This is a genomic window from Nostoc sp. LPT (assembly GCF_017115165.1).
Taxonomy (GTDB): Bacteria; Cyanobacteriota; Cyanobacteriia; order Cyanobacteriales; family Nostocaceae; genus Nostoc.
Window position 1 is genome coordinate 23,402 of record NZ_JABXKF010000066.1, and the last position, 24,404, is coordinate 47,805.

A 24,404-nucleotide genomic window follows, 5' to 3' on the forward strand; every position below is an offset into this window, starting at 1 on the left:
CAAAGTGTTGAAACAGATGGCTGGTGTCCTTATGCCGATGCTTGTATTAATGGTATTGTTATAAATGTCCATCACATTTTTCAACAAAAAAAGGATAGCTCCATCAAAGTTATTCTTAAACCTGAATACTGAATAGTCATTCAGTATTTTGAATTGTACACGCAATATAATGCAATTGAGGTTTTTTATGAATCGAGTAATTTCATGGCTGCAAAATATTCGCATTTCCCAAATCCTTGTAGTTTTCCTTGTAGGATTTATGTTCTTACTGGGTCAGACTTTTAGCTACACTAACATAGCACTAGCTGATGTTACGACTCCAGAGGGCACTTATTACCAAGGAGTGCCAAATGGGCAAGCTGAAATTAGAAACGATACCCAAATAGGAAATACTCAAAACTCCCAAAATCCAATCAAAAGCGCTGTTGATAATATCCGCGAAAAGTTAAACTTGAATGAAAAACCTCCTGAAGCGACAAAAGAGTTTCTTAAGTCTGCAACAAATAAAGTTGAAGAAACAGTTGAGCCAGTGACTGGAGAGAAAGAAGGTTATTACCATAACTCTTCTAAAAAATAACTGAGAAATAGAATCTGAGTTTCTAACAACTTTTGAGTTTCAGTTTGGGACTAAATAGATTGTCGAAAAAGCTTTAAAAAGTTACTAAGACGCGATAATTATCGCGTCTTAAAATCAGGCTAAATCGAGTATTTATCTTGATATTAATGAGCCAGAAATCATCACTTTGTTTTCATTTCTCAACAAACTTAAGTTTTGTAGCACAAATATTATTAGTGGGATAGGTTCAAAGTTAAAACTATAAAGAGGCAAAAAATATGTCTGATACAACTGTTAACAAAGTAGACTCTAGTCATTCCCCTAAAGGGCAACTTGGTCAAAAATATCTTGCATCTGGCAAAAGCATTTCCATGCGTCTGTGGGAAAATGAACAACCGAACGAACCTAAAGAGCCAACAGCACGGGAATATGAAACTGTTGGTTATGTAATCAATGGTCGTGCAGAATTACATATTGAAGGGCAAACGATTTTACTAGAACCTGGGAGTTCTTGGATAGTACCAAAAGGAGCTAGCCACACCTATAAAATTCTAGAAACATTTACTGCTGTTGAAGCAACAAGTCCACCAGCTCAAGTTCACGGGCGAGATGAAAACTGATTTGCAGTTATTTTAAATTTGGCGATCGCTAAAAACTTATAGCCGCTTTCAATGGCATAGAATATAAAGCGTTCGTAGGGGAACAATATTCTTGTTCTCCTTTTTATTTAGGGACTTCCAAATAAAAAAATATCCCATCGCTTTTAGGGCAGGGGGCAGGGAGTAGGGGGAGAGAAAGTCGTTTTGATGGGCGTGAAATTGGATAATTTATTTCTTGGAAGTCCCTTACTGTGTTTTGCAGCTTATCAATCATTGCAATAAATTTTTTTGCAGGGTTACAATCGCATCCATGCAATTCTTGGCGGTAGCGATCGCTGTATTGCCACCCATCCTTCCGATATGGCTGTGGCAAGGGTGGCACTCGATGCAGTTGTGCAGACACGCAAGCCAAACGGAGAGCGCAGTATTTTACTTGTCGATTTTCATCTCGTACCGGGCAATACACCAGAAAGAGAGACGGTTCTACAACACGGAGAGTTAATTGTTGCCGTTGATTTGCCTGCTTCACCGTTTGCAGCGCGATCGCACTATTTACAGCTATTTTCAGGTAAATAGACCACGCGGTAGGGGCGCAAGGCCTTGCGCCCCTACGATAGGTGTGGTTCAAATACATGAAAACTGCTGTAAAAGTCCGCGATCGCATCTCTGATCAACTGCAACGTCGAATAGTGCAAATGCGTAGGCGTAGCCAGCCGTAGGCATCGCAAAAACGATGAAAGCTGAATCACACGATTGGCGATCGCACTCATTTTTCGGTCTACTGAAAGTGACTTAAGAGGGCGATCAACTACTTTAAAGTTTTTGTGAAGCCAGTAAAGAAGACAACAAAAAGCTTAGTGAATCTATTATGATACTAGTGATTTTTAAGGATGCTGTGGTGAGAGTAAATTAGTAGGAAAACCATAGATATCTAGTTATCTCTACAAAATCAATCTGGTTTTCTTAAATGATCGCTCAGTTTTCCAGCTGCCTTGAGTAGGAAATTTTGTGCTAATGACCGCCAATTAAATCCTTCCCTTCCATCCTGTGCATCTTCAAGTTCAATTGGCTAGCTTTAATGATTGTAGTTCTTTCTAATTAGGAGTTCATTCAAAATCGTGAAAACCGAAAAGTTCGTACTCTCGACTATTGTAGCACTAGCTACCTTAGCTATCACTGCAACGGCTGCACAAGCAGTCTCGCTCGTCAATCAAGCTTTAGAAGTTCTCCCAGCGCCTCCCTCCGGTGAACCAGTCTTCACTTTCACCGAGCTACGAGCTACGTCCCTGCCATTTTTTAGTCCTATTCTCAGGACAGGATCGGGACCTGCACTAAGGATTAACAATAACCTGAATAACTTGGATGTCTCTGTCGGTGATATTGTGTATCGTCTGTTAAGCCCTGATGCTCAGTTTGGCACTGTTACTTCAAACCTTTACACGGTCACGCTATCTGAAAACAACTCCGTTGCAACATTCACAGGCGCGCGCGTCAACCCTGGTGAAGTGTTCCGCATTGAGCGCACGGTCAGCGATGGATCGCCTGTCGATTTTACCTTGAAATTATCTACCGCAAATGAAACGAACACGCCTGCTGTTCCTGAACCAAACACAATTGCAGGTCTAGCGCTTGCAGGTGTCGCTTGTGCCTACATTCGTCGGCGCAAACAGCAAGCGCAACCCCGATTCTAAGGACGATCCACATCAAGCAGTCGGATATCTGGTTAATAGCAGCTACAGGCGGTCGCGATCCTACTACCGTTGTGTTGGTCGAACTTACGTTCAATCAAGTTGATTAATACCAAGTTGCAATCATCTGTGGTATTTCTCCCCTTGCTAGAAAGCTCCTCTGCTCCTCTGCTTCACGACAGTTGCTCCACTTGGGGAGCCACTCCGTTGCGGGGGTTTCCCCCGTTGTAGGAAGTGGTGTGAAACCCCAAGACCGCACTGCCTCCCCTGCTTCCCTTGCCTGCCAAAACTAATATGTTTGAACACAACTAGGTATAACTTGCGATCGCTTCCAGCGGGCGGTTACGCCATCGCATCTAGCTTTTTGCGCGAAGGACGCTTGCGAACTTATCAGTAAAATAAAGTTTTAAATCGGGCAAGCTTAAACAAAGGGTAAGCATTGTGAATACATCGACTTGCATTGTGAATGCATCGGCTTGCATTGTGAATGCATCGGCTTGCACTCACAGTTGAATCAGTTTTAAACTATGAGGAGCATTAAAATTTCTAACATTCTAAAGCTGAAGTGTCACTAGTGGGAATACAATCACAAAATTATACAGTTTTGTTTGTAAAGACTGCACTGGAAAATCGCGGAGGTTAAAACAATGGATGGGCGCGATCGGTATTTACAAATCGCTTTGGTTCTTATTGGAATCGCTTTTCTACTTATCTATCCGCTAACTCAGGTCTGGGCATCAGGCTGGTTATGGCAACCAGGTCAGTACGAATACGAACAGATGATTATTGGTGTTTATGCAACGCTTGGTGTCTTTTTGCTGTTAGCTTCAAGGCAACCAGAAGCTCACCTCAGTTTAATCTGGTTCACCGTCTGGTCAAGTTTAGTCCACGGGCTGATCATGGCGGTACATGCAGTAATTGACCCTGTTGAACAGGCACATCTGTTTGGTGATGTTCCAGCATTGTTCTTGGTAGCAATTGTCCTTGGCTTTTTAGCGCCCCGCAAAGTAGTGTCAAGTACATAAACGGGCTACGCCTACGCTCTATTTTTTACTGTACTTTGGATATGAGGGGGCATGAGAATCGAACCGCAAAGGACGCAAAGGAAGATAGAAGAGGGAGCGATCGCTGTTTGAAGTTAAAATTTGTGGGCGATCGCTATTCCCCTGCTTCTTGTTTGAGTAAATTCATTGTCCATTGGGGAAATTGCCTCTGTGATTGTGGCAATTACAGTTTTAGTTAAAACTTTAGTGCCTGTGATGGTGTGCCCGACAAGGGAAAAAACTAAGCTAGGGGCGAATAGAATTCACGGCTACACAAACAGAGCTTTCCTCCGTGGGCTAACAGACTGGAGTTTAGACTAAAAGCAGGCGATCGCTAATTTTTAATCTCAATCAAGTTGATTAACTTGCGATCGCTTCCAGCGGGCGGTTACGCCATCGCATCTGGCTTTTTGCGGGAAGGACGCTTGCGGTCTGATTTTTTCTTCAATCCCACCGCTTGAGCTTGATCGCTATCTGAACCATATTGCCCGCGCACGACTTCTTTCATCGCTAATACAGCATTATGAAATTCCCACTCTGCTAATCGCGCAGCATCAGCAGCAGCACGGTATAAAGCTAGTTTCTCGGTTTCAGTTTGTTGAGAAATCAACATCGCCTGATAAACTTCCTGTAACTTTGCAATAGAGGCATCAGTACGAGTCGTATTGTAGGTGCTGACGGTTTGCAAACCGTGGAATGAGCTAATATCTTGACTAATCAGTTGAGGGCGCAAACGGCGTGTTGTATCTTGGATACTCATAGATGTATCTACTAGTATAATGTATATCTGATGTACCCATCGCGACTAAAAATCTATCAGTAAGATAAAGTTTTAAATCGGGTAAGTTTAAACAAAGGGTAAGCATTGTGAATGCATCGACTTGCATTGTGAATACATCGACTTGCATTGTGAATACATCAACTTGCATTGTGAATACATCGGCTTGCATTGTGAATGCATCAACTTGCATTGTGAATACATCAACTTGCATTGTGAATGCATCGACTTGCATTGTGAATACATCAACTTACATTGGGAATGCATCTTGCGGAGTATATTTAAAAACACACCTTAGCTAGAGTCTCTGTGCCAGATAGCAGTGATATTATACGGCTCATTCCTGTTGTTGCTTGTAGGAGACAATTATGGAAATCAGTAGACGCAGCTTGTTAAAAACTGCTTCTGCTTCGCGATTAGTGACAGCAGGACTTGCAGTTTCGGAAGGATTTTTGCAACCGATCTTCGCTCAAACAGAACCTGTTGATGAAATTACTCAACTGCTAGCCCAAAGTTCACCTGCTTCAACTCGACGCGGCGATCAGGTTGTATCGCAACCTCGGACGCACCAAGGAACAAGTATCTGTGATTGGCTTGGGGGGGTATCACATTGGAAAAATTGAAGAGGAACAAGTAAAGTATCAAGCTGATCTGCAGTGTGATCGAGTGCCTGCACTACGCAATGAATTTGCCAACCTCAGTTGTAATTAGGGCCATCGATAGTATGAAAATTTTAGACCAGGCATTTGAGGCAGTCCGCACGTTTGCACCAATGGGGGCACGAGTTACAGCACTGTTAGCGCGTACCCGTCAAGCAGCAGCTAAAGGGCAGTACGAACGATATAAGACCACAACAACCCGAAATGATAGTACAGCGATGAATCCAGCTGGGCTGGGGTAAATATTAATACTATTTTTAACGATTTTGTTTACGGAAACAGCGATGTCTACGATGGGCTACGCCTACGCTATTTCTCAGGTGTGAGTTACACCGAGTTGATGTTACTCGATGCATTTTCACAACAAGCCAGACAATTCACTGCGATCTCAGAATTTATTGCAGCTTTGCGTAAGAGCGTAGATTTTTAATTGCAGAGGAACGCATTGGCATTGCAGGGTATTTCCAAATTTAATTCGCTACGAATTGTTGTACTAAATCCAAAATTTCATCATTAAGGAACCACGATGGCTGAAGTGTTTAAAGGAAAATTTTCTCGTCGTCAGATTCTCACTACTGCTGGGTTAGGAGCCATTTCAGCTACTGCAATTGGTAGTATGGGCGAAGAGGTTGTTGCCCAACAGCCAACTGGACAAGCCACCCCACGCGGAGGTCCCTTACCGCCTCAGATTGAGTTTCCGCCCATCTCGGAAAAGACTGAGGTTGATACAGGTGGCCCACCAACTGCATTACCTCCAGAGCGACGTTTGGGGTTTGCGATCGTTGGACTAGGGAGACTGACATTGGAAGAAATCATGCCTGCGTTTGCAGAATGTAAACTAGCAAAGCCAACTGCATTAGTTAGTGGCGATGCTGCCAAAGCAAATCTTGTTGCCCAGCAGTATGGCATCAAACCGCAGAACGTTTACAACTATCAGAATTACGATAATCTCCGCAACAATCCAGACGTTGACGTGATTTATATTGTATTGCCTAACAGTATGCACCGGGAATATACGGTGCGTGGTGCGAAAGCAGGAAAGCACATTCTGTGTGAAAAGCCAATGGCAACTACAGTGGAAGATGCTCAACAGATGATCGATGCGTGCAAACAAGCCGATCGCAAGCTGATGATTGCTTATCGCTGCCAATATGAGCCGCACCATCGCGCCATGATTCAGATGATCCGTAGCAAAGAATTGGGAGCCATCAAGGTAATTCAAGCAGATAACGGACAAAACCAAGGCGGTGACTTAAACCAGTGGCGATTGAAACGCGCCTTAGCTGGAGGTGGCTCTTTACCGGATGTGGGAGTTTATTGCTTGAATGCAACTCGCTATTTGACGGGAGAGGAACCGATCGCAATTAGCGCCCAAATCTTCAGCACTCCTGGCGATCCGCGCTTCAAAGAAGTGGAAGAAAATGTCACCTTCCAATTGCGGTTTCCCAGTGGAATACTAGGGATTTGCTCTACCAGCTACGGCTTTCATGAAGCACGCCGCTTTCGCGTCTTCGGTTCTGATGCTTGGGCGCAACTCGATCCGGGATTCTCCTACAACGGTTTGCGGATGATGATTTCGCGCAAATCGCCAACAAACAGCATGGCAGAAAACATTAGCGAAGTGCGCATAGGTGAGAAGAATCAGTTTGCTTTGGAAATCGATCACATGGCAGATTGTGTGATTCAAAATAAACAACCCCATACGCCTGGTGAAGAAGGTTTGCAAGACCAAAAACTAATTGCCTTGATTTACGAAGCCGCACAAACAGGCAAGACGATTACCCTACCTCGTGTGTCAGGATTGGATACCACTCGTGGCCCCGCTCCCAGAATGCTTAAATAAATACCTGCATACCGCAGTCATGACAACCTCTGCTTGGAGTCCGCTCCCTAAAAAACTAAGCAGATTTAAAGTCGGGAACCGCTATAGACCCTTGCTATGCAGCCAATTGATAAACAGGTCAGCAATAGCTAAGTTACCGTGTTCAAGCATTTGCATATGACCATGACCAGGGAGTCCAACTTCAGGAAGCCAAATAAAATCACTACCGAAGTATTTTGCAGTTTCTGCATCTACTTCACGAGGATGGCGCGGGTCTTGGTCGCCTGTAATCACTAAGATGGGAATATCAAATAGTATTTGAGGGTGGCAAATATAAAGCCCTTGTCCTTCAACATTTCTGCGCTGGTTGCTAATTCGCGCGCTCTCAGCAACTAAACTACAAAAGTAATTCTCAAATACCTCTTGCGGAAAATTATCTGAGTTAGTGAAGTATTTTTTAGTTTCTTCACGCGACTGAATACGTGGACGGTCTTCGGGAAAAGCCTGATGAGAGTCTTTTGCGATCACTGGTAATAGATTGGCTGGTGGCCCTGGTGCAATTCCTACAATAGCTTTGATAAGTTTGGGATGGGTTTGTGCTATCTGCCAACCAACAACACCAGACATACTGTGGGTAAGAATGACAGCCGAGCCAATTTGTTGGAGTAGCGCCACAGTAGCATTAATTACCCGTTGATATGGCATCGTGGGAAAATCTGGGACAAAGCCTGATCGACCATGCCCTGGCCAGTCAACAATGTAGGTTTCCCAGCCTTGTTCTGTCAGATATACAGCCCAACCTTGGCGATTATCGGGTGTTTTGACAAAGCAAGTGCCTGTATGAAAAGCGCCGTGTAAAAGGACAATAGGAACTGAATTTCGGTCTTTCCTTGGCCGGTAATATTGAATGAACATTTGGTATGGAATATCACCAATAAAAAATTTTGTTTCAGTGTATGAATTCATTTGAATAAAAGACTTAAATCTTTACGGTAATGTTAATCGTATTGCAGGGTTAAGTTCTCCGTTTCAATCAACGGTTCAACAATTCCAGTAGCGATATTTGCCGATTTCATGCAGAAAAAATTCTCCTGTGCAACCAATTATCTGCAATCCATGCTGCTGTACCATTGATCAGCAGCAGTGATACCAGCAAAACTAATGCTCAGGCCTAAGCATTAGCATCTCTTCCAGAGACGTTTATTGATAAATCAAAAATATGAATCGAAAGCGCACGCCCGGAATCCAGCAGTGATTGTGGGATTCTATCTACGTAACACTAGTAGAAATTAAAGCCGCAGTCTTTGCGATCGCGGCGGTTGGGTTCCAGGAAGAGTCTGTAAAAAAACGTGTTATTTCTACATGATTGAGGATTGGTAGAGACTCCAGAATCAGAAAGACGATAATTAAAAGTGCGATCATTGGTAAAAAACGCAGTATCCAAATTAACCAAAAGTCATTTGGAGACGACAAAGTTTTGCTTTTGAACAATGTCATTTACCTGTTGTGATTGCGCGAAATCAAGACTTGAAAAAGAAAGTTCACCGAATGCGATCGCTTTTACACAGGAGTGCTTTCATAAAAAACATTTGGCGATAACGATCATGTCATAGCGCTCAGTGATGTTTGTCATATATCCCCTAGCGCTTACTACTAACTTCAGGCTGTCCTCTGTTAATCAAATCAACTGTACCACGCCGTAATTCATCAACAGTTAGCATCTGGTTCAAGCGCATCAATTCTGAGATCGCTGCTGTTTCTGTATCTTGATGGCTAGTTGCAACTGCCAAGACTTGATTGTTTTTGAGATAAAAAGCAATAAATTCCTGTTTTTGCAAATCCCCATCTACAATTATTTCATCCCAACTTTGGGCGTGTCCGATGTAGCGCAACGGAAAGTCGAATTGCATTGTCCAGAATAAAGGAAGCCCTCTAAATTTGACTGCTTTCCCTGTCATGTTATGAGCGGCAATTCGCCCCTGCTGTGCTGCGACTCGCCAATGTTCAACGCGAATCGATTCGTTTGTCCGCCAATCGGGATAACGGGCAATATCACCTGCGGCGTAGATGCCATCGGCTGCACGCAAGTATTCATCAACAACAATACTGCCATCTTTAGGATGCAAATCGATACCCTGAAGAAAGTCTGTTGCAGGCTGTACGCCAATTCCGACAATTACTATATCTGCTTTTAGGCGATCGCCATTATCTAAAATTACAGCTTCAACCTTGTCACTACCCTCAAATTGCACCACTTTCCTACCAAACTTAAAGGAAACGCCGTTTTCCTCATGGACTTGCTGAAATAGTTTGCCAATTTCCTCGCCCAGGGTTTTCTTAAAAGGTACAGAATCTGGTGAAACAACAGTTACTTCTAAGCCATGCTGCCTCAGCCCAGCAGCCGTTTCCATGCCGATAAAACTGGAGCCAATGACTACCGCTTGTCCTTTTTGTTTGCTGGTTGTCAAGATGCGATCCGTATCATTAAAACTGCGTAATGTCAAAATGTTTTGCAAGTCTGCACCGGGGATATCTAGCTGGCGTGGTTTCCCTCCTGTTGCTACTAGTAAGGCATCATAGGTTAATGAATCACTAGACGCTCCAGTGTCGCTATCGGTAAAGGCGATCGTTTTTGCCGTTGTTTGTACCTGTTCAACTCGCTTATTCAACAGGACTTCAATCGCGTGTTCTTTGAAGAAATCAGGCGAGCGCAAGGGCATTTCCTCTGCGGATGTCTTACCAATGAAGTAGTCTTTAGTCAGCTTGGTGCGATCGTAGGGTAGCTTGTTATCTTGAGTAATCATCACGATTCGCCCTTGATATCCAGCTACTCGCAAAGTTTCTGCGGCATGGACACCCGCCGCCCCTGCGCCTAAGATCACAAATGTCCGCCTATCAACATTAGGGTCGAATTGCGCCATTGCCGGCGATCGCAATCCGTTAGTTTCCTCTGGTACGCTGACAATGACATTTTCACCTTCAATGCGTACTTTATAACAAGCTAAAGCATCCAAACCAGGTGGCTCTTGCTGGTCGCCAGTCGTTACGTCATAATAGGCATTGTGCCAGGGGCAAACAACATGATGTCCACTCAGTACCCCCTCAGCCAGTGGCGCTTTATAATGAGTGCAGTGTGCACCGACGGCATAAAACTTTCCATCTATACGACTTAATAAAATTTCTGTCTCGCCGACAGACACTTGTCGCATTTCGCCATCATTTAAATCGTTGATGTTACCAACAACTGCTTCTATCTGTTTCATAATCAACTCTCAAATTAAGAATAAGATTTATACCAATTCTTGAAAATTCGGTAACAGATTAATTTGAGTACAGGTGCAAGGTTTTACACCCTTTCATTAGGAATTGATATAACAACAAAGAACTGGCATACTGTGTTCGGGATTAGTGGTCTGTGCGATTAATTTTGAGAGATATTCAAATAGTTTTTATTTTCACATTTTACTTTATGTCACAAAGTCTGATTTTTTCAACTTATCGATGGTATATCTCTTAAGACGGACAATTCAGCCTTTAGACATAGATAAACTTAAAAAAATTTGTTTCAACTGAGAATTGGGAAAAAATTTGGTGATAGATGGATTGGCATAACCTAAAGTTACAGAGATATTGCCAATTTTAGATTTTAGATTCTACCCCAGGGATTAATTATTATTTATGTCTAAAGAGAGGCTAGTATTTCATTTTAATTTTATTTTTGTTTATATATTATGTAAATCGAGCATATTTAATATTTATAAAAATGCGGAAAAATTTTATAAATATTACTTTTTAAATTGGTATTAACTTGAACCTGCCATTTATCGCCAGTAACCAAGTTAAATAACAGGAGATTCTCATGCCTGAAGCCATTGAGATTTCTGACGATCGCATCTATACCTTAGTACGCCCAGATGCTTCACTGCAAAAGCTGACAAAGGGTGCAGTCCATAGCGAAGGTCCTGTTTACTTCCACGAAGATGATAGTGTTGTGTGGAGTGATGCTCACGGCAACCGCCTGTTGCACTGGAATTCTACCAATAACGTCAGTGTTATACGCAACCCATCTAATTACCAAAGTAAATAATTACCGCGACTTAGAGGGTCGTTTGGTTGCCTGTTCTTCCGGTCTGCGTGCTATTATCCGACGCGAATACGATGGTGAATGGAAGCTTTTAGTTGATCGCTACCAAAGCAAACGCCTGAATAGTCCAAATGATTTAGTAGTCAAAGGTGAACCGCCAAGTTGGGAAAAGGCGTTTATGTACTGCGTTATGCTGATTGCGATTGCGGTTTTAGGCCCTGGTGCTTATTTATTTGATGCTTTAATTTTTGGACGCTGAAACATACATTATACCAATTCTAAATTCTAAATTCTAAATTAAGAAAGCTAGACAGAACAAAGGTTTGGGAGTATGTATCTGTCGCATTCTTTTTTCAAATTGGTATTATTTATCAAGACGCTTGGCTTCGTGAAAAATTGAAGGCTAGAATTTATTTCCTAGCCTTTTGTCTTTAAGGCATTTCCGTAATGAGGATATTAGTAAACCATTTTATTTAAGAGCTGCTAAAGTTCTGCGTCCAATTATTCCGTCTGCTCTTAATCCTTTAGACTTCTGAAATTTCATTGCAGCAGCACGAGTCTTATTATCAAACACACCATTCACACTTCCTGTATAGAATCCTTGTTGCTTTAAAGAATTCTGAACAGTTTTCACTGTCTCTCCCCTGCTACCTACTGTCAGTACAGTACCAGTACTACGCCTTGCCACATTATTGGACTTGTGCTTGGCATTAACCTTTGGTACAACATTAGCTTTTTTCATGGTGTTGCCTTGCTGAGTACTTTGGGCAATGTGGGTAGCATGAGCCGGATTTTGGCTTTTATTATTAGTTAAAGAGTAAGCAGGCACAGCAGTAGCTAGAGTCAAAGCAGGGAGCAAAGCAAGTATTTTCCAATTCATTTTCTTGTTCCTTCCAACTGTATGAGATTTTGCAATTTCTATTTGAAGAGTCATCTTCATAAGGGACTATGCCTTAAGTGATTCTCTTCGGTAGATTCTGGTATGTGGGTTTAGTCTGAGACTATTTCCCAAGCCAGAGCTATAGCATCACACGTTGTATTGACAAAGCTATTGCAAAATTGTGACAAAAGCATGACTAAGTGTATTAAAATTTATGTCGCCCGAAATTGCGCTCTGATTTATGAGAATTTCCCTAATATCATTCTGCAATGAGCAAAATTGTATGTCCGTCAGGATCTTTTATTAAATAACCTTGCTTATTAGAAAAAGAGCTATCTACAATCGGTATCTGATTCAGCCGAAGCTTATCTACTAGCAGCTCAATATCATTGGCAACAAGCTCAATTTGCACACTTGCAATATCGCAACTTTTCCAATCACTTGGTATAGGACGGCCTTTTCCAGGCAAAATGTAGTCTAACAGTTCAATACCCACACCATCTTCAACTGGTTGCAGTGCTGTAATTCTCACTTTCGCTCCTAGTAAGTTATCCAAGCGAGTTTGGGTTGCACGCCATTTAAGACTGCGACTATCAATTTGCATTCCTAAAAGGTCGCAGTAAAAGTGTAAACTTTGCTCAGTGTGAGAAACTGCGATCGCACTATGATCGATTCCCAGAAACAAGCTATGACTGTTTTGACGCCATTTATCTTTACCTTTATCAGGCAAAAACCAAATTAACTCTAAATCATGACCATCAGGATCTTTAAACTTGAAAGCACGGACACCACTAGATGCTTCATTCTCAGGTGGTATTGTCTGGGGAGCAACTGAAATTGGTTCAATGGGAAATGAACGCAAGTGAGCATAAGCGCGATCCATATCACTCACTAGAATCGTCAGATGTTGAAAGCACAGGTCATTACTTTGTGAATCGCTGAGAATGGGTTTACCCTGAATATTGAGATACTCTATTAACTCGATAAATTCATCTCCAAGTCGTAAGGTAACAATGTGAACTTTTGCTTTAGTTACATCTTCTAGATCGCTGTAATTGTGCCCTTCAATAGTAATGTCGGAAACTAGTTTAAAATCCAGTGCTTATTGATAGAAATTTAAAAAGCGATGTCTACGACGGGCTACGCCTACGCAGTTTGTCACTGTTAAGCCAATAGCTCGAATTCTTTGCACCTGTTCATTGCTTATGAGTAGGCATAGTCATCAATCAAAGCCCTTTTTATCCTTCAGTCTCTAATCTGGTTTCTCTTCATTTCCCAACATTTTCAATAATTTTCTTGCAGCTAAAACGCCTATAACTCCTGCACCAACCACTTCCACTGCTTGAACAACCTTTTTGCCTACATTATTAGGGTCAAGGTGATGGTGAAAAATCTCTTCATCCAGCCAATCACTAGCAGCTTTGAAATCATGAATTGGAGTTGGTAATAGCGTTAAATAAGTGCCTTGACGGATTAAATGCCCGGATTCGCCTGTAATTTCCAAAACATTGAAAAGGTTAGCAGCAGCATCATTTAACCCCAATTTTAAGAGAGTTCCGCGTATATTTACCTTTGCTGGTTTAAGATCTTCGCCCAACGCTAATGCTTTCAAATTTCGGGCAATATTGGCTCCTTGCTGATAAGCAACTTGAGCTGTTGGCGGTAGTGATTTATCTTTAACTGCCACACAATCCCCGCCTGCAAAGACTTCTGGAAAGTCAAGTAGTTGCATTGTGGGAGTCACTAGGAGGCGATCGCGACGATCGCGATGTTCTTGGGAAATTGGTAAATCTTTAATCAGTGGATGAATAGAAGTACCAGCTGTCCAGACTGTGGTATACGTTGCCAGTGTATTAACTTGATTATTGCTTTTATATTCAATTGCATTAGAGTGAACAGCAGTAGCTTCTGCTCCCGTAAGGATTTCAACTGGTACAGTGCGCTTTTGTAATTCTTTCTCAGCAATTGGGCGTAGTGGATCGTTAATATCGGCATCAAGGATTTTTTGACCATGATTAAGCAGTACTACACGGATTTCACTAGAATTTCCTCCCATAGCGCTATACCAATGTGGGAGTAAATCTGCTAAAGTAGCTGCCATTTCTACACCAGAAGCACCACCACCAACTATGACTATTGTTAGTAGTTTCCGACGTTGTTCTATATCTTCTGTTTGGACTGCTTTTTGTAAACAGTCGCGTAAATGACGGTCAAGAGCGATCGCATCTGCTTGTGTCCAAAAAGGGAAAGCGTATTCTTTAGCACCTTCAAGATGATGATAACCAGTAACACTACCCAAAGCTAATACTAAGTTACTGTAGTTGTAGGAGTTTCCCGAAGCTAATTTGACTTGTTGTTGATGCAAGTCTATCGATTCCACTGCATCTTGAACAAAGATGACACCACTGCCTTTAAGCAATTCCACAAAACGCGGTACTACTTGAAAAGCATCCATCTCGCCACTAAAATATTCGTAGAGTAACGGCTTAAAGCAAAAGCGTTCATTTTGATCGATCAAAATTACAGAGCGAGGATAATGTTCGTGAGCTAGGTGTAAGGCTGTAAATAAGCCGGTGAAACCACCACCGACAATAACAGTTTGGTAAACTGGGCTGTTCATAAAATATCTCCAAAGTATTGTAAAATCTTGATTTTGCCAAGATGTTAAGCATTTAAATCAGATGTTTTTGTCTCATGCAGAGGTGCAAAAAAAGAGTCAAAATTAAGACTTTTGCAAAAGTACAAATGACCAATGACCAATGACAAATGACAAATCTGCTATATGAATAAAAATAACGCAATTAAAATGACGCTGAGGAATAAAGCGAAAGCAATAGCGTATTCGACTCTACGACTAAAAAATCCCACAGCAGCAATTAGAGCGATCGCTAGCCCAATAATGCCAATATATTGCTCTTTTTGTAACCCTTGGGCTATGAGTGGATCTTTACCTGGTGCGGGAGTTTCTTGAACTGCTTTTGGGGCGAGTTCTGAGGCTGGTAGTTCTTGCAATAATAAGTTCATCAAATTACTCCTGAAAATACTTGGTTAACTGAAAGATTTTTATGCCCGCCAAAGGTAGATAAGCGAGAAAAGGAAGACCCAAACTACATCAACAAAGTGCCAAAATAGAGTTGTCGCACTTGTACCGAAGTGAGTATTATTATAATTGCCTGGAATAAATGAGCGAATCAGCATAATTATCTGAAGCACAACACCAGCCAGAACGTGTAAACCGTGGAAACCTGTCAGTAAATAGAATGTAGAACCAACTAATCCTGTAGTAATCTTGAAATCAAGATTTTTCCACTCAATTAATAGACCAATTAAAAAGTAGGTTCCCATTGCGATCGTTATCAGCCATAGCCCGCGAAATTTACTAAGTTGATTACGCTTGAGGGCATTTTCTGCTGGTTGAATCACGAAGCTGCTAGAAAGTAAAACTACCGTATTAATAATCACGAGCTTAGACAATTCTGGTCCAGAAATACCGGGCGGTAGCCAGTTAGTAGTATTCAGTCGTAGAGCAACATAAGTAAAGATAAAACTCAAAAAAATGATACTTTCCGACAACAGGAACACAGTAAATCCGAACATTCCTTTGCCATGATGATCTTCATGACTTCCGCCACCACTTGGCAGAAAGCGCTGTAACCAATTCGGTAAGCGTCGCCGCCACCGCTCAAAACGGATCGGACTTTCATCTAAATGGATGCTGCGATGTTGCATAATACCAATTCGTAATTCGTAATTCGTAATTCGTAATTCGTAATTAATAAATTCAAATTTCATCTGGTTTTCAGACATAGCGAATTATCTTTAGAAAACCTCCGCGTACCTTTGCGCTAACCTCCGCGTACCTTTGCGTTGAAAAAAAGCTAGTATTTGGCCCAGCTTTACAAAGAAACGGAATTACTCACCATCATTAGAATTTTCCACGAACGAATATTTTGGATCGCCATAGTCGTAAGGAGGTCTGTTGACAACAGGAATCTCTTCAAAGTTATCTCGCGGAGGTGGTGATGAAGTTGTCCATTCCAATCCCGTAGCGTGCCAAGGATTATCAACTGCTCTGGCTCCATATAGCCAAGAACCGACAATGTTAGCAATAAAGGGCAGCGTTGATGCTCCCAGTAAGAACGATCCCAGGCTAGCGATGACATTCCACCCCTGATACTGGGGATCGTAGGAGGAAATTCGGCGTAACATCCCTTGTAAACCTAATGGGTGCATGGAGAAAAAGGTGATATTGGCAGGAATAAAGGTCAACCAAAAATGTAGTTTACCCCAACCCTCGGCGTACATCCTTCCAGTTATTTTGGGAAACCAAAAGTAAATTCCGGCAAAAATTGCCATCGTGATGGTATTAAAAACGATGTAGTGGAAGTGACCGACTACAAAATAAGTATTATTGACGTGGATATCAAATGGCGTGGCGGCAAGCATCACACCAGTGACACCGCCAAAAATAAACATCGCTGCACCTCCCATCGCAAATAGCATTGGTGTCTCTAGGTGCAACTTGCTCCTCCAGATTGTGGCAGTCCAAGCGAATGCCTTAACACCTGTGGGTATGGCAACTAACATTGAGGTGGCCATAAAGGTCATCCGCATCCAGCCGGGGGTAGCACTGGTAAACATGTGATGCACCCAGACGAAGATGCTGACTACAGCGATACCTAAAGAAGCAAGAGCAACTGACCGATAGCCAAATAGAGGATTGCGAGAAAAGGCTGGCAGAACTTCCGCAATAATACCAAAGGCTGGTAGCGCCATGATATACACTGCCGGGTGAGAATAGAACCAAAATAAATGTTGGTAGATAATGGGATCGCCACTTCCTTCAGGTTTAAAAAATTGTGTACCGAAGGAGAGGTCAAGCAATAGCAGTATTAATGCACCCGTCAAGGAAGGCAAATTAATCAGCTGCAACAACTGGGCGCTAAAAACTGACCACACAAAGACGGGCATTCTAAAAAATGTCATCCCTGGCGATCGCATCCAAAAGATTGTGGTGACAAAGTTGACAGCCCCCATAATTGAAGAGATGCCGATTAGTACTAGGCTAACTATCCAAATGAATTGACCGTTAATCAACTGATCGCCTGGAACTTGCAGACTAACTGGTGGATAAGACCACCAACCAGCTTGTGCAGTCCCGTTAGGTAGTAAAAAGCTAGACAGTAGTAGAAGACCGGCTGGTGGCAAAATCCAAAAAGAGATGGCATTGAGCAGGGGAAAAGCCATGTCCCGCGCTCCAATCATCAATGGCACTAGGTAGTTAGAAAGACCTGCATTGAAGGGAATAATCCACAGGAAAATCATGATTGTCCCGTGCATGGTGAATAAACCGTTGTAAAGGGGGCGATCGACTAAATTTGATTCCGGGGTGAGCAACTCAGCACGGATAATCATCGCCAACAGCCCGCCAAGCAGAAAGAAAATAAAGGTCATCACCATGTACTGAACACCGATTACCTTATGGTCGGTGCTGAAGCTGAAATATTGCCGCCAGCCATTCTCAGGTTCTCTATTCTTGGCTATAGCTTCACTCATATCATGTGTCATTATTTATCTACCTTTGATTCGCTATAGCAGGTTGAGCAGGTGTGACGGTGTGCCAGCCGCTTCTGAATAATGTCTTTGGTGGTTGGATATTTTCGGCAACTGCCTGATTTGGAGCATTCCCACTTTCGCTAGACACCGTTTGCGCAAGCCACTGGTTATACTTATCAAGGGATTCAACGTATACATCTGCCTCCATCAAGGCAAAGTAAGTACCACTAAATTGAGAATCTTTCAGTCGATATTTGCCTGGGCGAATGGGTGTTAGCACAATGTCAATCTTGCGCCCTGGAACAATATCCTGTTTTAAGCGAAACTCAGGAACGTAGAAACCGTGAATTACATCCTGTGCTTGCATATTTAAGCGAGTGCTGCGATCGCTCGGCAAATGTAATTCCTTACTAATAAGATTATTTGGATAGCCAAAAGACCAATCTGACTGCTTAACAAAAACATCTATTGTTTCAGATGCAGGTTTGGGGACATCGCTAACGGTTGCAGCGTAGGCGGGTGCAGATTCTAAGGGGGCGTGCAAATGCACAATTTGGTTTAGACCGAGAATATTTAATTGCTGATAAATATTGAAGCTTTGAAAGGCAATCCATACTACTAGCAGAGTCGGGGTGGCTGTCCACAATATTTCTAGCTTCCCATTACCTCTAGAAGGGTGTCCCTCGCTATAGTCTTCCGGTCGAGCGCGATGGAAGACTATGGCATACACAATAACACCAATCAGCCCCAGCAAAATAAATGCTCCAATTGAGACTAAAAAACTAAATAAATCATCTACCCGTTGTGCTTCTGCTGTCGCCTGGGGAGGCATCCAAGAAAACACCTGTTGTCCAATCCACCGACTGACAATTAGCAGCCCTGCGACATAAAACGCTATTAGTACATATTCCCAAAAACTAAACATAATAATTTCATATAAGAGTATTTCTTGCTTGATTATTTGAGTAGTAAATTTGGGTTTTTACCTTCTTGGAGTAACTTCGCAGCAGTAACATGAATTCCAAACTCTTCTCCCAATTGCGCCCCTAAAGTTCCGTGAGCGTATAAGATTGCCATGATCGCTATGCCTGCCAACAAGTAACTCCACTGCACCTGCATAGAAGCATCCTTGCGCCAGCGATAGCGTTGCAAACCTCTCCATACTGTCATGGCTGCGATCGCTCCCAACAGCAAAATGCCACCCAAACCATGCAAAAGCGTCGTCCAACCAGCAGTTAACCCCCAAACGCTCTTTTGATCGATTGGTGGATTTGCTAGCAGTAGCTCGAAAAAACCAGCTGCAACCGTGAAAAAGGTGATAAAAGCTGCTCCTATGAGGTTATACCAGCCGACATCAAAAAAACCAGAACGCAGGGTAGGCAGACCCAAAAATTTGAAGATTGGTTTTTCTAAAGCAAAAAGCGCTCCGGCAATGTCAAAAACGATCGCAAGAATGAATAAACCCAATGTTAGATGCACCAGTTGCGGATGTATCGGAATCTCATAAGGTAATCCGTTAGCATTCAGACTCAATCTCAACTGGTCAATCAGTTGCCAGTTCATGGCGAAACTCCTTGCTTCATCGCTTGCACAACTGGCTCGATGTGTAACCCGTACACCCAAACTAGCTTACTCCCTAGATAGACTTGCAAGCACACTAGGCAGACTAAAAACGTTGCAGCACCCAAGTAAGCAGGCGGTACTTTCCGTGGGGTGCGTTTGCGAATCACGAAACGCCAAGCTGTAATGCCAACGACAATAACCGCCAGTGACCAACCCATCAACGTATGAAAATTCAGTGTTGGTTGGACTGCTGGGTAGATGTTCGCCAGACCTGCTTCAAACTGACCAAGAATCACCGCTATAAAGATAGCTGCTGAGGCCACAAACATATTCCAGAAACTCACCTCAAATAAACGCACGTTGCGCGTGAAATAGCCCAGCACATCGCACACAAAAGAAAAAAGCACCATCGCGATTACGAAATGGACAACGATTGGGTGTAGAGGGTCAGGGTATGGTAAATTTTGGTTATTCAGAGACAGAGCAGGCATGCTTTCTCCTTCATGGGTCTAAATATGTAGATGCGTTGCATGGAATTTCTATCCGCCTAACGCATTATTTATATTTTCAAGAATACTGTGCTAACGCCACAGATCAACCAATTAAAAAACATTGAAAATTTACGATGCACTGAAATATTTCAAGTAACTTTTGAAATAAAAAAAATTACATACTTACTTTTTTCAGCAATTATTTTTCAATAATGTCAAAATTTACTAAGATAACTATCTTTTTGATTGATATTACATTATATGTAAATTTGCCTTTACAAAAATTAAAAGAGGGTTATTTCTGATTAGATAGGATATTTGACAACAGCCAATCAACTCAGATACTTTAGAGGCAGCTAAAAATTTTTTAACGTCTTATTTATATGGTTTTATTACTTTAGCTCATTTTAGATTTGATTAACTAAAAATTTTACTTTAACCAAACTTGCTTTGAATATACCATAAATCTTTATTGAGATTGATGTTAGCTTTCAAATTGCAATTTTACAAATCTTCAAAATAAAAATATCCTATCGTCACACAAATGACAAATAATTGAAACATCATTTATAAAAAATATGCTATTTATCATTCTCTGGATAGATTAGAAAAATACTAGATATTCTTAAAATTTTAAAAATGTTTTGCTTTATTCATGAATAGCTTACTGATTTGACAATTTAAATCGCCAAGCTAATACTACGTCTAAAAAGCAAAAATAATATCATGAAAGTCTTCCGAATGATTCAGACACTCACAACGAATCAAGCTATAAAAGTATTGAAAGCATTATGAGCTATTCCCCTTACCTGCTCAAAGGTCAAAAAGCACTTGTAACGGGTGCTAGTTCTGGTATTGGTGAAGCGATCGCTCGCTATTTAGCTTTATCAGGTGCAGCAGTAGCTATCAACTATCATTCGGAAGCTGAGTCAGCCCAAAAACTTGTTGATGATATCAAAGCGGCTAATGGTGAAGCATTTACTATTCAAGCTGATGTCAGCAAAGAAGACGAAATAAAAGCGATGTTCAGCCAGACGCTCGAGCAATTCGGTACTATTGACATTTTAGTAAACAATGCAGGTCTTCAAAAAGATTCACCGTTTGTAGATATGACCCTTGAGCAATGGAATAGAGTTATTGAGGTGAATCTGACAGGACAATTCTTATGTGCGCGGGAAGCTGCAAAGGAATTCTTACGCCGGGGTGTACAGCCCCATATTTCATCTGCCGCAGGTAAGATTATTTGTATAAGTTCAGTGCATCAGGTAATTCCTTGGGCGGGTCATGTTAATTATGCTGCTAGTAAGGGCGGTATAAATATGATGATGCAAAGTATTGCTCAAGAACTTGCACCCCATAAAATTCGCGTTAATAGTATTGCCCCTGGTGCAATCAAAACCCCAATTAATAAATCAGCTTGGGATACTCCAGAGGCAGAAGCAAAGTTATTAAAACTGATTCCAGCAAAACGTGTGGGTGATGTAGAAGATATCGCGAAAGCAGCGGTTTGGTTGGCTTCTGATGACTCTGATTATGTCTATGGTACAACTCTATTTGTAGATGGTGGTATGACCTTGTATCCAGATTTTATAGAGAATGGTTAACTGATAGATAATGCCTACAAAAGTTACTGTTAATCCTGGTTTGAGAACAATCAACGATTAAATTTGGCTGTAGGAGACGTTTTGACACAATGTCGAACCAACCCAATGGAAAGTTACCCATCTGGATAGTGAATTAGAAGTTTCTGGATAATTATTATTTACTCTCATGGCATCTGATTCATCTCATAAAACTATATTTGCAGCGATGGGCGCTAACTTAGCGATCGCGATTACTAAATTTATTGCTGCCTCGATTACTGGCAGTTCCGCTATGATATCTGAAGGGATTCATTCGGTGGTAGATACTGGCGATCAACTGGTACTTTTGCTAGGAATTCGGAGAAGCCAAAAGCCAGCAGACGATAGCCATCCCTTTGGTTATGGTCAAGAACTTTATTTCTGGACTTTCATCGTTGCTATCCTGATCTTTGCCCTTGGCGGCGGGATGTCAATTTATGAAGGAATCACTCATTTAATTAAACCTAGCCCTTTAGAAAACCCAATGTGGAATTATATTGTGTTAGGTATGGCAATATTATTGGAGGGTTTTTCTTGGACTGTAGCTTTAAAAGAGTTTTTGCCAACCAAGGGTAAACAAAATTTCTGGCAAGCAATCAAAAACAGTAAAGATCCGACAGTCTTTACAATATTATTTGAGGATACTGCTGCAATTTTAGGTTTATTCGTTGCCTTAATCGGAATCTTTTTAGGACATTTATTTAATAATGTTTATTTTGATGGCATTGCCTCGATTATTATTGGCATTATCTTGGCTATAGTAGCAGTGGTACTAGCAAGAGAAAGTAAAGGATTGTTACTTGGTGAAAGTGCTAATCCTCAAACTATAGCTAATATTCGTTCTTTGTCAAAAACAGAACCAGGAGTGCAAGAAGTTGTACGTGTACTAACAATGCAGCTTGCTCCAAAAGAAGTATTACTCAACTTAGAAATTCAATTTTCTAAAAATCTTACAGGTGAGGAAATAGCCTTAACTGTAGAAAGTTTAGAAGTAAAAATTCGCGAAAAGCATCCAGAAATAAAACAAATTTTTATTGAAGCAAAATCCTTAACTGCCGCTCGCAAATTTTTGCCAAATTCTCAATAAATTTTTAATCAGATAAATATCAAATACAGAATTTTCAAAAAATATTCAAAGCTTATCGGTACAACAAAACAGTATGGTAAAGATTATTGGTCAAGCAGAAGCTTTTGGCTCACCCGGTATTGAACCTCGATGGACTCAAGCGAATAAAGATGGAGTCGGAACAGCTTACTCTACCTCTAGTCGCGTTTGGTTTACTATCTGGAACGGTATTGTCACTGAAATCTACCATCCCACAGTAGACAGACCCCAAATTCGGGATTTGCAGTATCTAATTTCTGATGGGAAAAGCTTTTTCCACGAAGAGAAACGCCATCTCGAATCCAAAATGGAACCGATGTGGACTCATAGTTTAGGATACCGCATCACTAATTCCGACCCCCAAGGACGTTATGCTGTAATCAAAGAAGTAATTGCCGACCCGCATTTATCCTGTATCTTACAGCACACAAAATTAACAGGAGAGGACGATTTTATCTCCCAACTTCATTTATATACTTTGTGTGCGCCGCATTTGGAAGTTGGAGGTATGGGTAATAATGGTTACGCTATGGCGGTTTTGCCCAAAATTTCTGGGTTGATGGTGAACCATACTGGAAAGGCATCCAACTAGATGAGGTGGCATTTCCGATTCTTTTAGCATGGCTATTGTACCAACAGAAGACTTGTTTAAAATTCGATATTTATCCGATGGTTCTGCGGGCAGCGGGTTATTTAATTCGTAACGGCCCGGTTACTCAACAAGAACGCTGGGAAGAAAACAGTGGTTATTCACCATCCACACTAGCATCCAATATTGCCGCCTTAATCTGTGCTGCTCAATTTGTTCGTCAACATGGAGATGAAGCAACAGCAAAGTTTATAGAAGAATACGCAGATTTTTTAGAATCTCACATCGAAGCTTGGACAGTAACTACAGAAGGAACTTTAGTTCCTGGGATCAAACGGCATTATATCCGAATTACTCCCTCAGATATTAATAATCCTCAAGCCGACGACAATCCTAACCAAGGAACTGTTTTCATCACCAGTCAACCAGCTGGTGAACCAGCAGAATTTCCGGCCAAGGAAATTGTCGATGGCGGATTTCTGCAATTAGTACGCTATGGAATTCGTAAACCAGATGACCCGATTATTGTTGATTCTGTCAAAGTAATTGATGCAGTATTGAAAGTAGATACACCCGTTGGGCCTTGTTGGCATCGTTACAACCACGACGGCTACGGTCAGCAAAAAGACGGAAATCCTTATGTCGGTTCGGGTAAGGGACGCGCTTGGCCTTTGTTGGCAGGAGAACGAGGACATTATGAACTAGCTGCTGGTGGGGATGTCAAAACATATATCAAGGCGATGGAAGGATTTGCTTCAGACACTTGTTTACTACCAGAACAGGTTTGGGATGAAGCAGATATACCTGATGTCTATATGTTTTTAGGAAAACCAACAGGTTCAGCCATGCCTTTAATGTGGGCACACGCAGAGTATATCAAGCTGCTACGGTCAACTCATGACGGACAGGTGTTTGATTTTATTCCAGAGGTGGCAAATCGCTATTTAGGCGAAAGAAAGCAGTGTAAATCATTGGAAATTTGGAAGTTTAACCGTCAAGTAGACAAAGTTAAAAAAGGTCAGACGTTGCGAATTGACGCTTTAGCATCTTTTCAATTGCATTGGTCAGATGATAATTGGCAAACCGTAAAAGATACGCCTTCTACTTCCACAAAATTAGGAGTGAATTTTGTAGATATTTCTGTTTCTGATAACCAGCAACAGCCAATCAGCTTTACCTTTTTCTGGATTGAAAGCAATAAATGGGAATAATGCAATTATACGGTTGCGGTTGATTAGTAGTAATTATTGCAATTTTTCAGAGTTTGTAGTAAGCACTTTAGTGCTTAGAAAATAAGGACTAAACTTTTTACTCATATCATGTCCGGATAATCGCTTACGATAAAAGTAGTGAGTGCAAAGATGAGTAA

General features: G+C 41.6%; 28 protein-coding genes. 14 read left to right on the forward strand and 14 right to left on the reverse strand.

The window, feature by feature from the left end:
• The first annotated feature begins 187 nt into the window (after window positions 1-187).
• The 3 genes from HWQ58_RS15260 (at window position 188) to HWQ58_RS15270 (ending at window position 1,731) form a co-directional block, all read left to right on the forward strand.
• Window positions 188-577, forward strand: coding sequence for a hypothetical protein (locus HWQ58_RS15260; RefSeq protein WP_292863876.1), 390 nt, complete (start codon window positions 188-190; stop codon window positions 575-577).
• A gap of 257 nt (window positions 578-834) precedes the next feature.
• Window positions 835-1,176, forward strand: coding sequence for a cupin domain-containing protein (locus HWQ58_RS15265; RefSeq protein WP_292863879.1), 342 nt, complete (start codon window positions 835-837; stop codon window positions 1,174-1,176).
• 267 nt (window positions 1,177-1,443) lie between these two features.
• The gene (locus HWQ58_RS15270; protein WP_292863882.1) at window positions 1,444-1,731 is read left to right on the forward strand and encodes an FAD binding domain-containing protein; all 288 of its coding nucleotides are present in this window, start codon (window positions 1,444-1,446) and stop codon (window positions 1,729-1,731) included.
• Between the two features lie 32 nt (window positions 1,732-1,763).
• Here HWQ58_RS15270 and HWQ58_RS15275 read toward each other — a convergent pair whose 3' ends face one another.
• Entirely contained in the window at window positions 1,764-1,925 is a 162-nt protein-coding gene (locus tag HWQ58_RS15275; protein ID WP_292863885.1) for a hypothetical protein, read from the reverse strand.
• 348 nt (window positions 1,926-2,273) lie between these two features.
• Here HWQ58_RS15275 and HWQ58_RS15280 point away from each other — a divergent pair, with 348 nt between their 5' ends.
• Together HWQ58_RS15280 and HWQ58_RS15285 are read left to right on the forward strand one after the other, a co-directional pair.
• On the forward strand, window positions 2,274-2,846 hold the full coding sequence (locus HWQ58_RS15280; RefSeq protein ID WP_292863888.1) for a PEP-CTERM sorting domain-containing protein: 573 nt from the start codon (window positions 2,274-2,276) through the stop codon (window positions 2,844-2,846).
• 644 nt (window positions 2,847-3,490) lie between these two features.
• Window positions 3,491-3,868 (forward strand): DUF6632 domain-containing protein, encoded by a 378-nt coding sequence (locus tag HWQ58_RS15285; RefSeq protein ID WP_292863891.1) that lies wholly within the window; start codon window positions 3,491-3,493, stop codon window positions 3,866-3,868.
• Window positions 3,869-4,274: 406 nt separating this feature from the next.
• On the opposite strand, the gene HWQ58_RS15290 is transcribed toward HWQ58_RS15285, so the two are convergent.
• Window positions 4,275-4,646 (reverse strand): hypothetical protein, encoded by a 372-nt coding sequence (locus tag HWQ58_RS15290; RefSeq protein WP_292863894.1) that lies wholly within the window; start codon window positions 4,644-4,646, stop codon window positions 4,275-4,277.
• Between the two features lie 386 nt (window positions 4,647-5,032).
• On the opposite strand from HWQ58_RS15290, the gene HWQ58_RS15295 reads away from it, so the two are divergent.
• The 3 genes from HWQ58_RS15295 (at window position 5,033) to HWQ58_RS15305 (ending at window position 7,166) form a co-directional block, all read left to right on the forward strand.
• On the forward strand, window positions 5,033-5,287 hold the full coding sequence (locus HWQ58_RS15295) for a hypothetical protein (RefSeq protein ID WP_292863897.1): 255 nt from the start codon (window positions 5,033-5,035) through the stop codon (window positions 5,285-5,287).
• A 101-nt stretch (window positions 5,288-5,388) separates the two neighbouring features.
• Window positions 5,389-5,565, forward strand: a complete 177-nt coding sequence (locus HWQ58_RS15300) for a hypothetical protein (protein ID WP_292863900.1) — start codon at window positions 5,389-5,391, stop codon at window positions 5,563-5,565.
• A gap of 284 nt (window positions 5,566-5,849) precedes the next feature.
• Window positions 5,850-7,166, forward strand: a complete 1,317-nt coding sequence (locus tag HWQ58_RS15305; RefSeq protein ID WP_292863903.1) for a Gfo/Idh/MocA family oxidoreductase — start codon at window positions 5,850-5,852, stop codon at window positions 7,164-7,166.
• Window positions 7,167-7,247: 81 nt separating this feature from the next.
• On the opposite strand, the gene HWQ58_RS15310 is transcribed toward HWQ58_RS15305, so the two are convergent.
• From HWQ58_RS15310 to HWQ58_RS15320, 3 genes are all read right to left on the reverse strand, one after another.
• Window positions 7,248-8,111 (reverse strand): alpha/beta fold hydrolase, encoded by an 864-nt coding sequence (locus HWQ58_RS15310; protein WP_292863906.1) that lies wholly within the window; start codon window positions 8,109-8,111, stop codon window positions 7,248-7,250.
• A 303-nt stretch (window positions 8,112-8,414) separates the two neighbouring features.
• Complete coding sequence (locus HWQ58_RS15315) at window positions 8,415-8,642, reverse strand: hypothetical protein (protein WP_292863909.1); 228 nt, start codon at window positions 8,640-8,642, stop codon at window positions 8,415-8,417.
• Between the two features lie 143 nt (window positions 8,643-8,785).
• Window positions 8,786-10,408, reverse strand: a complete 1,623-nt coding sequence (locus HWQ58_RS15320) for an apoptosis inducing factor family protein (RefSeq protein ID WP_292863912.1) — start codon at window positions 10,406-10,408, stop codon at window positions 8,786-8,788.
• A gap of 596 nt (window positions 10,409-11,004) precedes the next feature.
• On the opposite strand from HWQ58_RS15320, the gene HWQ58_RS15325 reads away from it, so the two are divergent.
• Both HWQ58_RS15325 and HWQ58_RS15330 read left to right on the forward strand, forming a co-directional pair.
• Window positions 11,005-11,232: a hypothetical protein gene (locus HWQ58_RS15325; protein WP_292863915.1), complete on the forward strand. Its 228-nt coding sequence runs from the start codon at window positions 11,005-11,007 to the stop codon at window positions 11,230-11,232.
• Window positions 11,195-11,488, forward strand: a complete 294-nt coding sequence (locus tag HWQ58_RS15330; protein WP_292863918.1) for a hypothetical protein — start codon at window positions 11,195-11,197, stop codon at window positions 11,486-11,488. Before HWQ58_RS15325 ends, HWQ58_RS15330 begins: the two co-directional genes overlap by 38 nt.
• A 210-nt stretch (window positions 11,489-11,698) precedes the next feature.
• Here the strand turns inward: HWQ58_RS15330 and HWQ58_RS15335 are convergent, their stop codons facing one another.
• The 9 genes from HWQ58_RS15335 to HWQ58_RS15375 form a co-directional block, all read right to left on the reverse strand.
• Window positions 11,699-12,109, reverse strand: a complete 411-nt coding sequence (locus HWQ58_RS15335) for a peptidoglycan-binding domain-containing protein (RefSeq protein ID WP_292863921.1) — start codon at window positions 12,107-12,109, stop codon at window positions 11,699-11,701.
• A gap of 259 nt (window positions 12,110-12,368) precedes the next feature.
• Window positions 12,369-13,208, reverse strand: a complete 840-nt coding sequence (locus HWQ58_RS15340) for a VOC family protein (protein WP_366838011.1) — start codon at window positions 13,206-13,208, stop codon at window positions 12,369-12,371.
• Window positions 13,209-13,361: 153 nt separating this feature from the next.
• On the reverse strand, window positions 13,362-14,729 hold the full coding sequence (locus HWQ58_RS15345) for an NAD(P)/FAD-dependent oxidoreductase (protein WP_292863927.1): 1,368 nt from the start codon (window positions 14,727-14,729) through the stop codon (window positions 13,362-13,364).
• A 158-nt stretch (window positions 14,730-14,887) separates the two neighbouring features.
• Complete coding sequence (locus HWQ58_RS15350; protein WP_104905120.1) at window positions 14,888-15,133, reverse strand: hypothetical protein; 246 nt, start codon at window positions 15,131-15,133, stop codon at window positions 14,888-14,890.
• Window positions 15,134-15,172: 39 nt separating this feature from the next.
• The gene (locus tag HWQ58_RS15355; RefSeq protein WP_292863957.1) at window positions 15,173-15,838 is read right to left on the reverse strand and encodes a heme-copper oxidase subunit III; all 666 of its coding nucleotides are present in this window, start codon (window positions 15,836-15,838) and stop codon (window positions 15,173-15,175) included.
• 183 nt (window positions 15,839-16,021) lie between these two features.
• Window positions 16,022-17,677, reverse strand: a complete 1,656-nt coding sequence (ctaD, locus tag HWQ58_RS15360; protein ID WP_292863933.1) for a cytochrome c oxidase subunit I — start codon at window positions 17,675-17,677, stop codon at window positions 16,022-16,024.
• Between the two features lie 7 nt (window positions 17,678-17,684).
• On the reverse strand, window positions 17,685-18,590 hold the full coding sequence (locus HWQ58_RS15365; RefSeq protein WP_292863936.1) for a cytochrome c oxidase subunit II: 906 nt from the start codon (window positions 18,588-18,590) through the stop codon (window positions 17,685-17,687).
• Window positions 18,591-18,622: 32 nt separating this feature from the next.
• Entirely contained in the window at window positions 18,623-19,228 is a 606-nt protein-coding gene (locus tag HWQ58_RS15370) for a DUF2231 domain-containing protein (RefSeq protein WP_292863939.1), read from the reverse strand.
• Entirely contained in the window at window positions 19,225-19,719 is a 495-nt protein-coding gene (locus HWQ58_RS15375) for a DUF2231 domain-containing protein (protein WP_292863942.1), read from the reverse strand. The genes HWQ58_RS15370 and HWQ58_RS15375 overlap by 4 nt, the downstream gene beginning before the upstream one ends.
• A 791-nt stretch (window positions 19,720-20,510) precedes the next feature.
• Between HWQ58_RS15375 and HWQ58_RS15380 the strand changes: the two genes are divergently transcribed.
• The 4 genes from HWQ58_RS15380 to HWQ58_RS15395 all read left to right on the forward strand — a co-directional run bounded on the left by HWQ58_RS15380 (window position 20,511) and on the right by HWQ58_RS15395 (window position 24,246).
• Window positions 20,511-21,323, forward strand: coding sequence for an SDR family oxidoreductase (locus HWQ58_RS15380; protein WP_292863945.1), 813 nt, complete (start codon window positions 20,511-20,513; stop codon window positions 21,321-21,323).
• Between the two features lie 166 nt (window positions 21,324-21,489).
• Entirely contained in the window at window positions 21,490-22,428 is a 939-nt protein-coding gene (locus HWQ58_RS15385) for a cation diffusion facilitator family transporter (RefSeq protein WP_292863948.1), read from the forward strand.
• A gap of 73 nt (window positions 22,429-22,501) precedes the next feature.
• Window positions 22,502-23,038, forward strand: coding sequence for a hypothetical protein (locus tag HWQ58_RS15390; RefSeq protein ID WP_292863951.1), 537 nt, complete (start codon window positions 22,502-22,504; stop codon window positions 23,036-23,038).
• A gap of 5 nt (window positions 23,039-23,043) precedes the next feature.
• Window positions 23,044-24,246, forward strand: coding sequence for a glycoside hydrolase family 15 protein (locus HWQ58_RS15395; RefSeq protein WP_292863954.1), 1,203 nt, complete (start codon window positions 23,044-23,046; stop codon window positions 24,244-24,246).
• The last annotated feature ends 158 nt before the right edge of the window (window positions 24,247-24,404 follow it).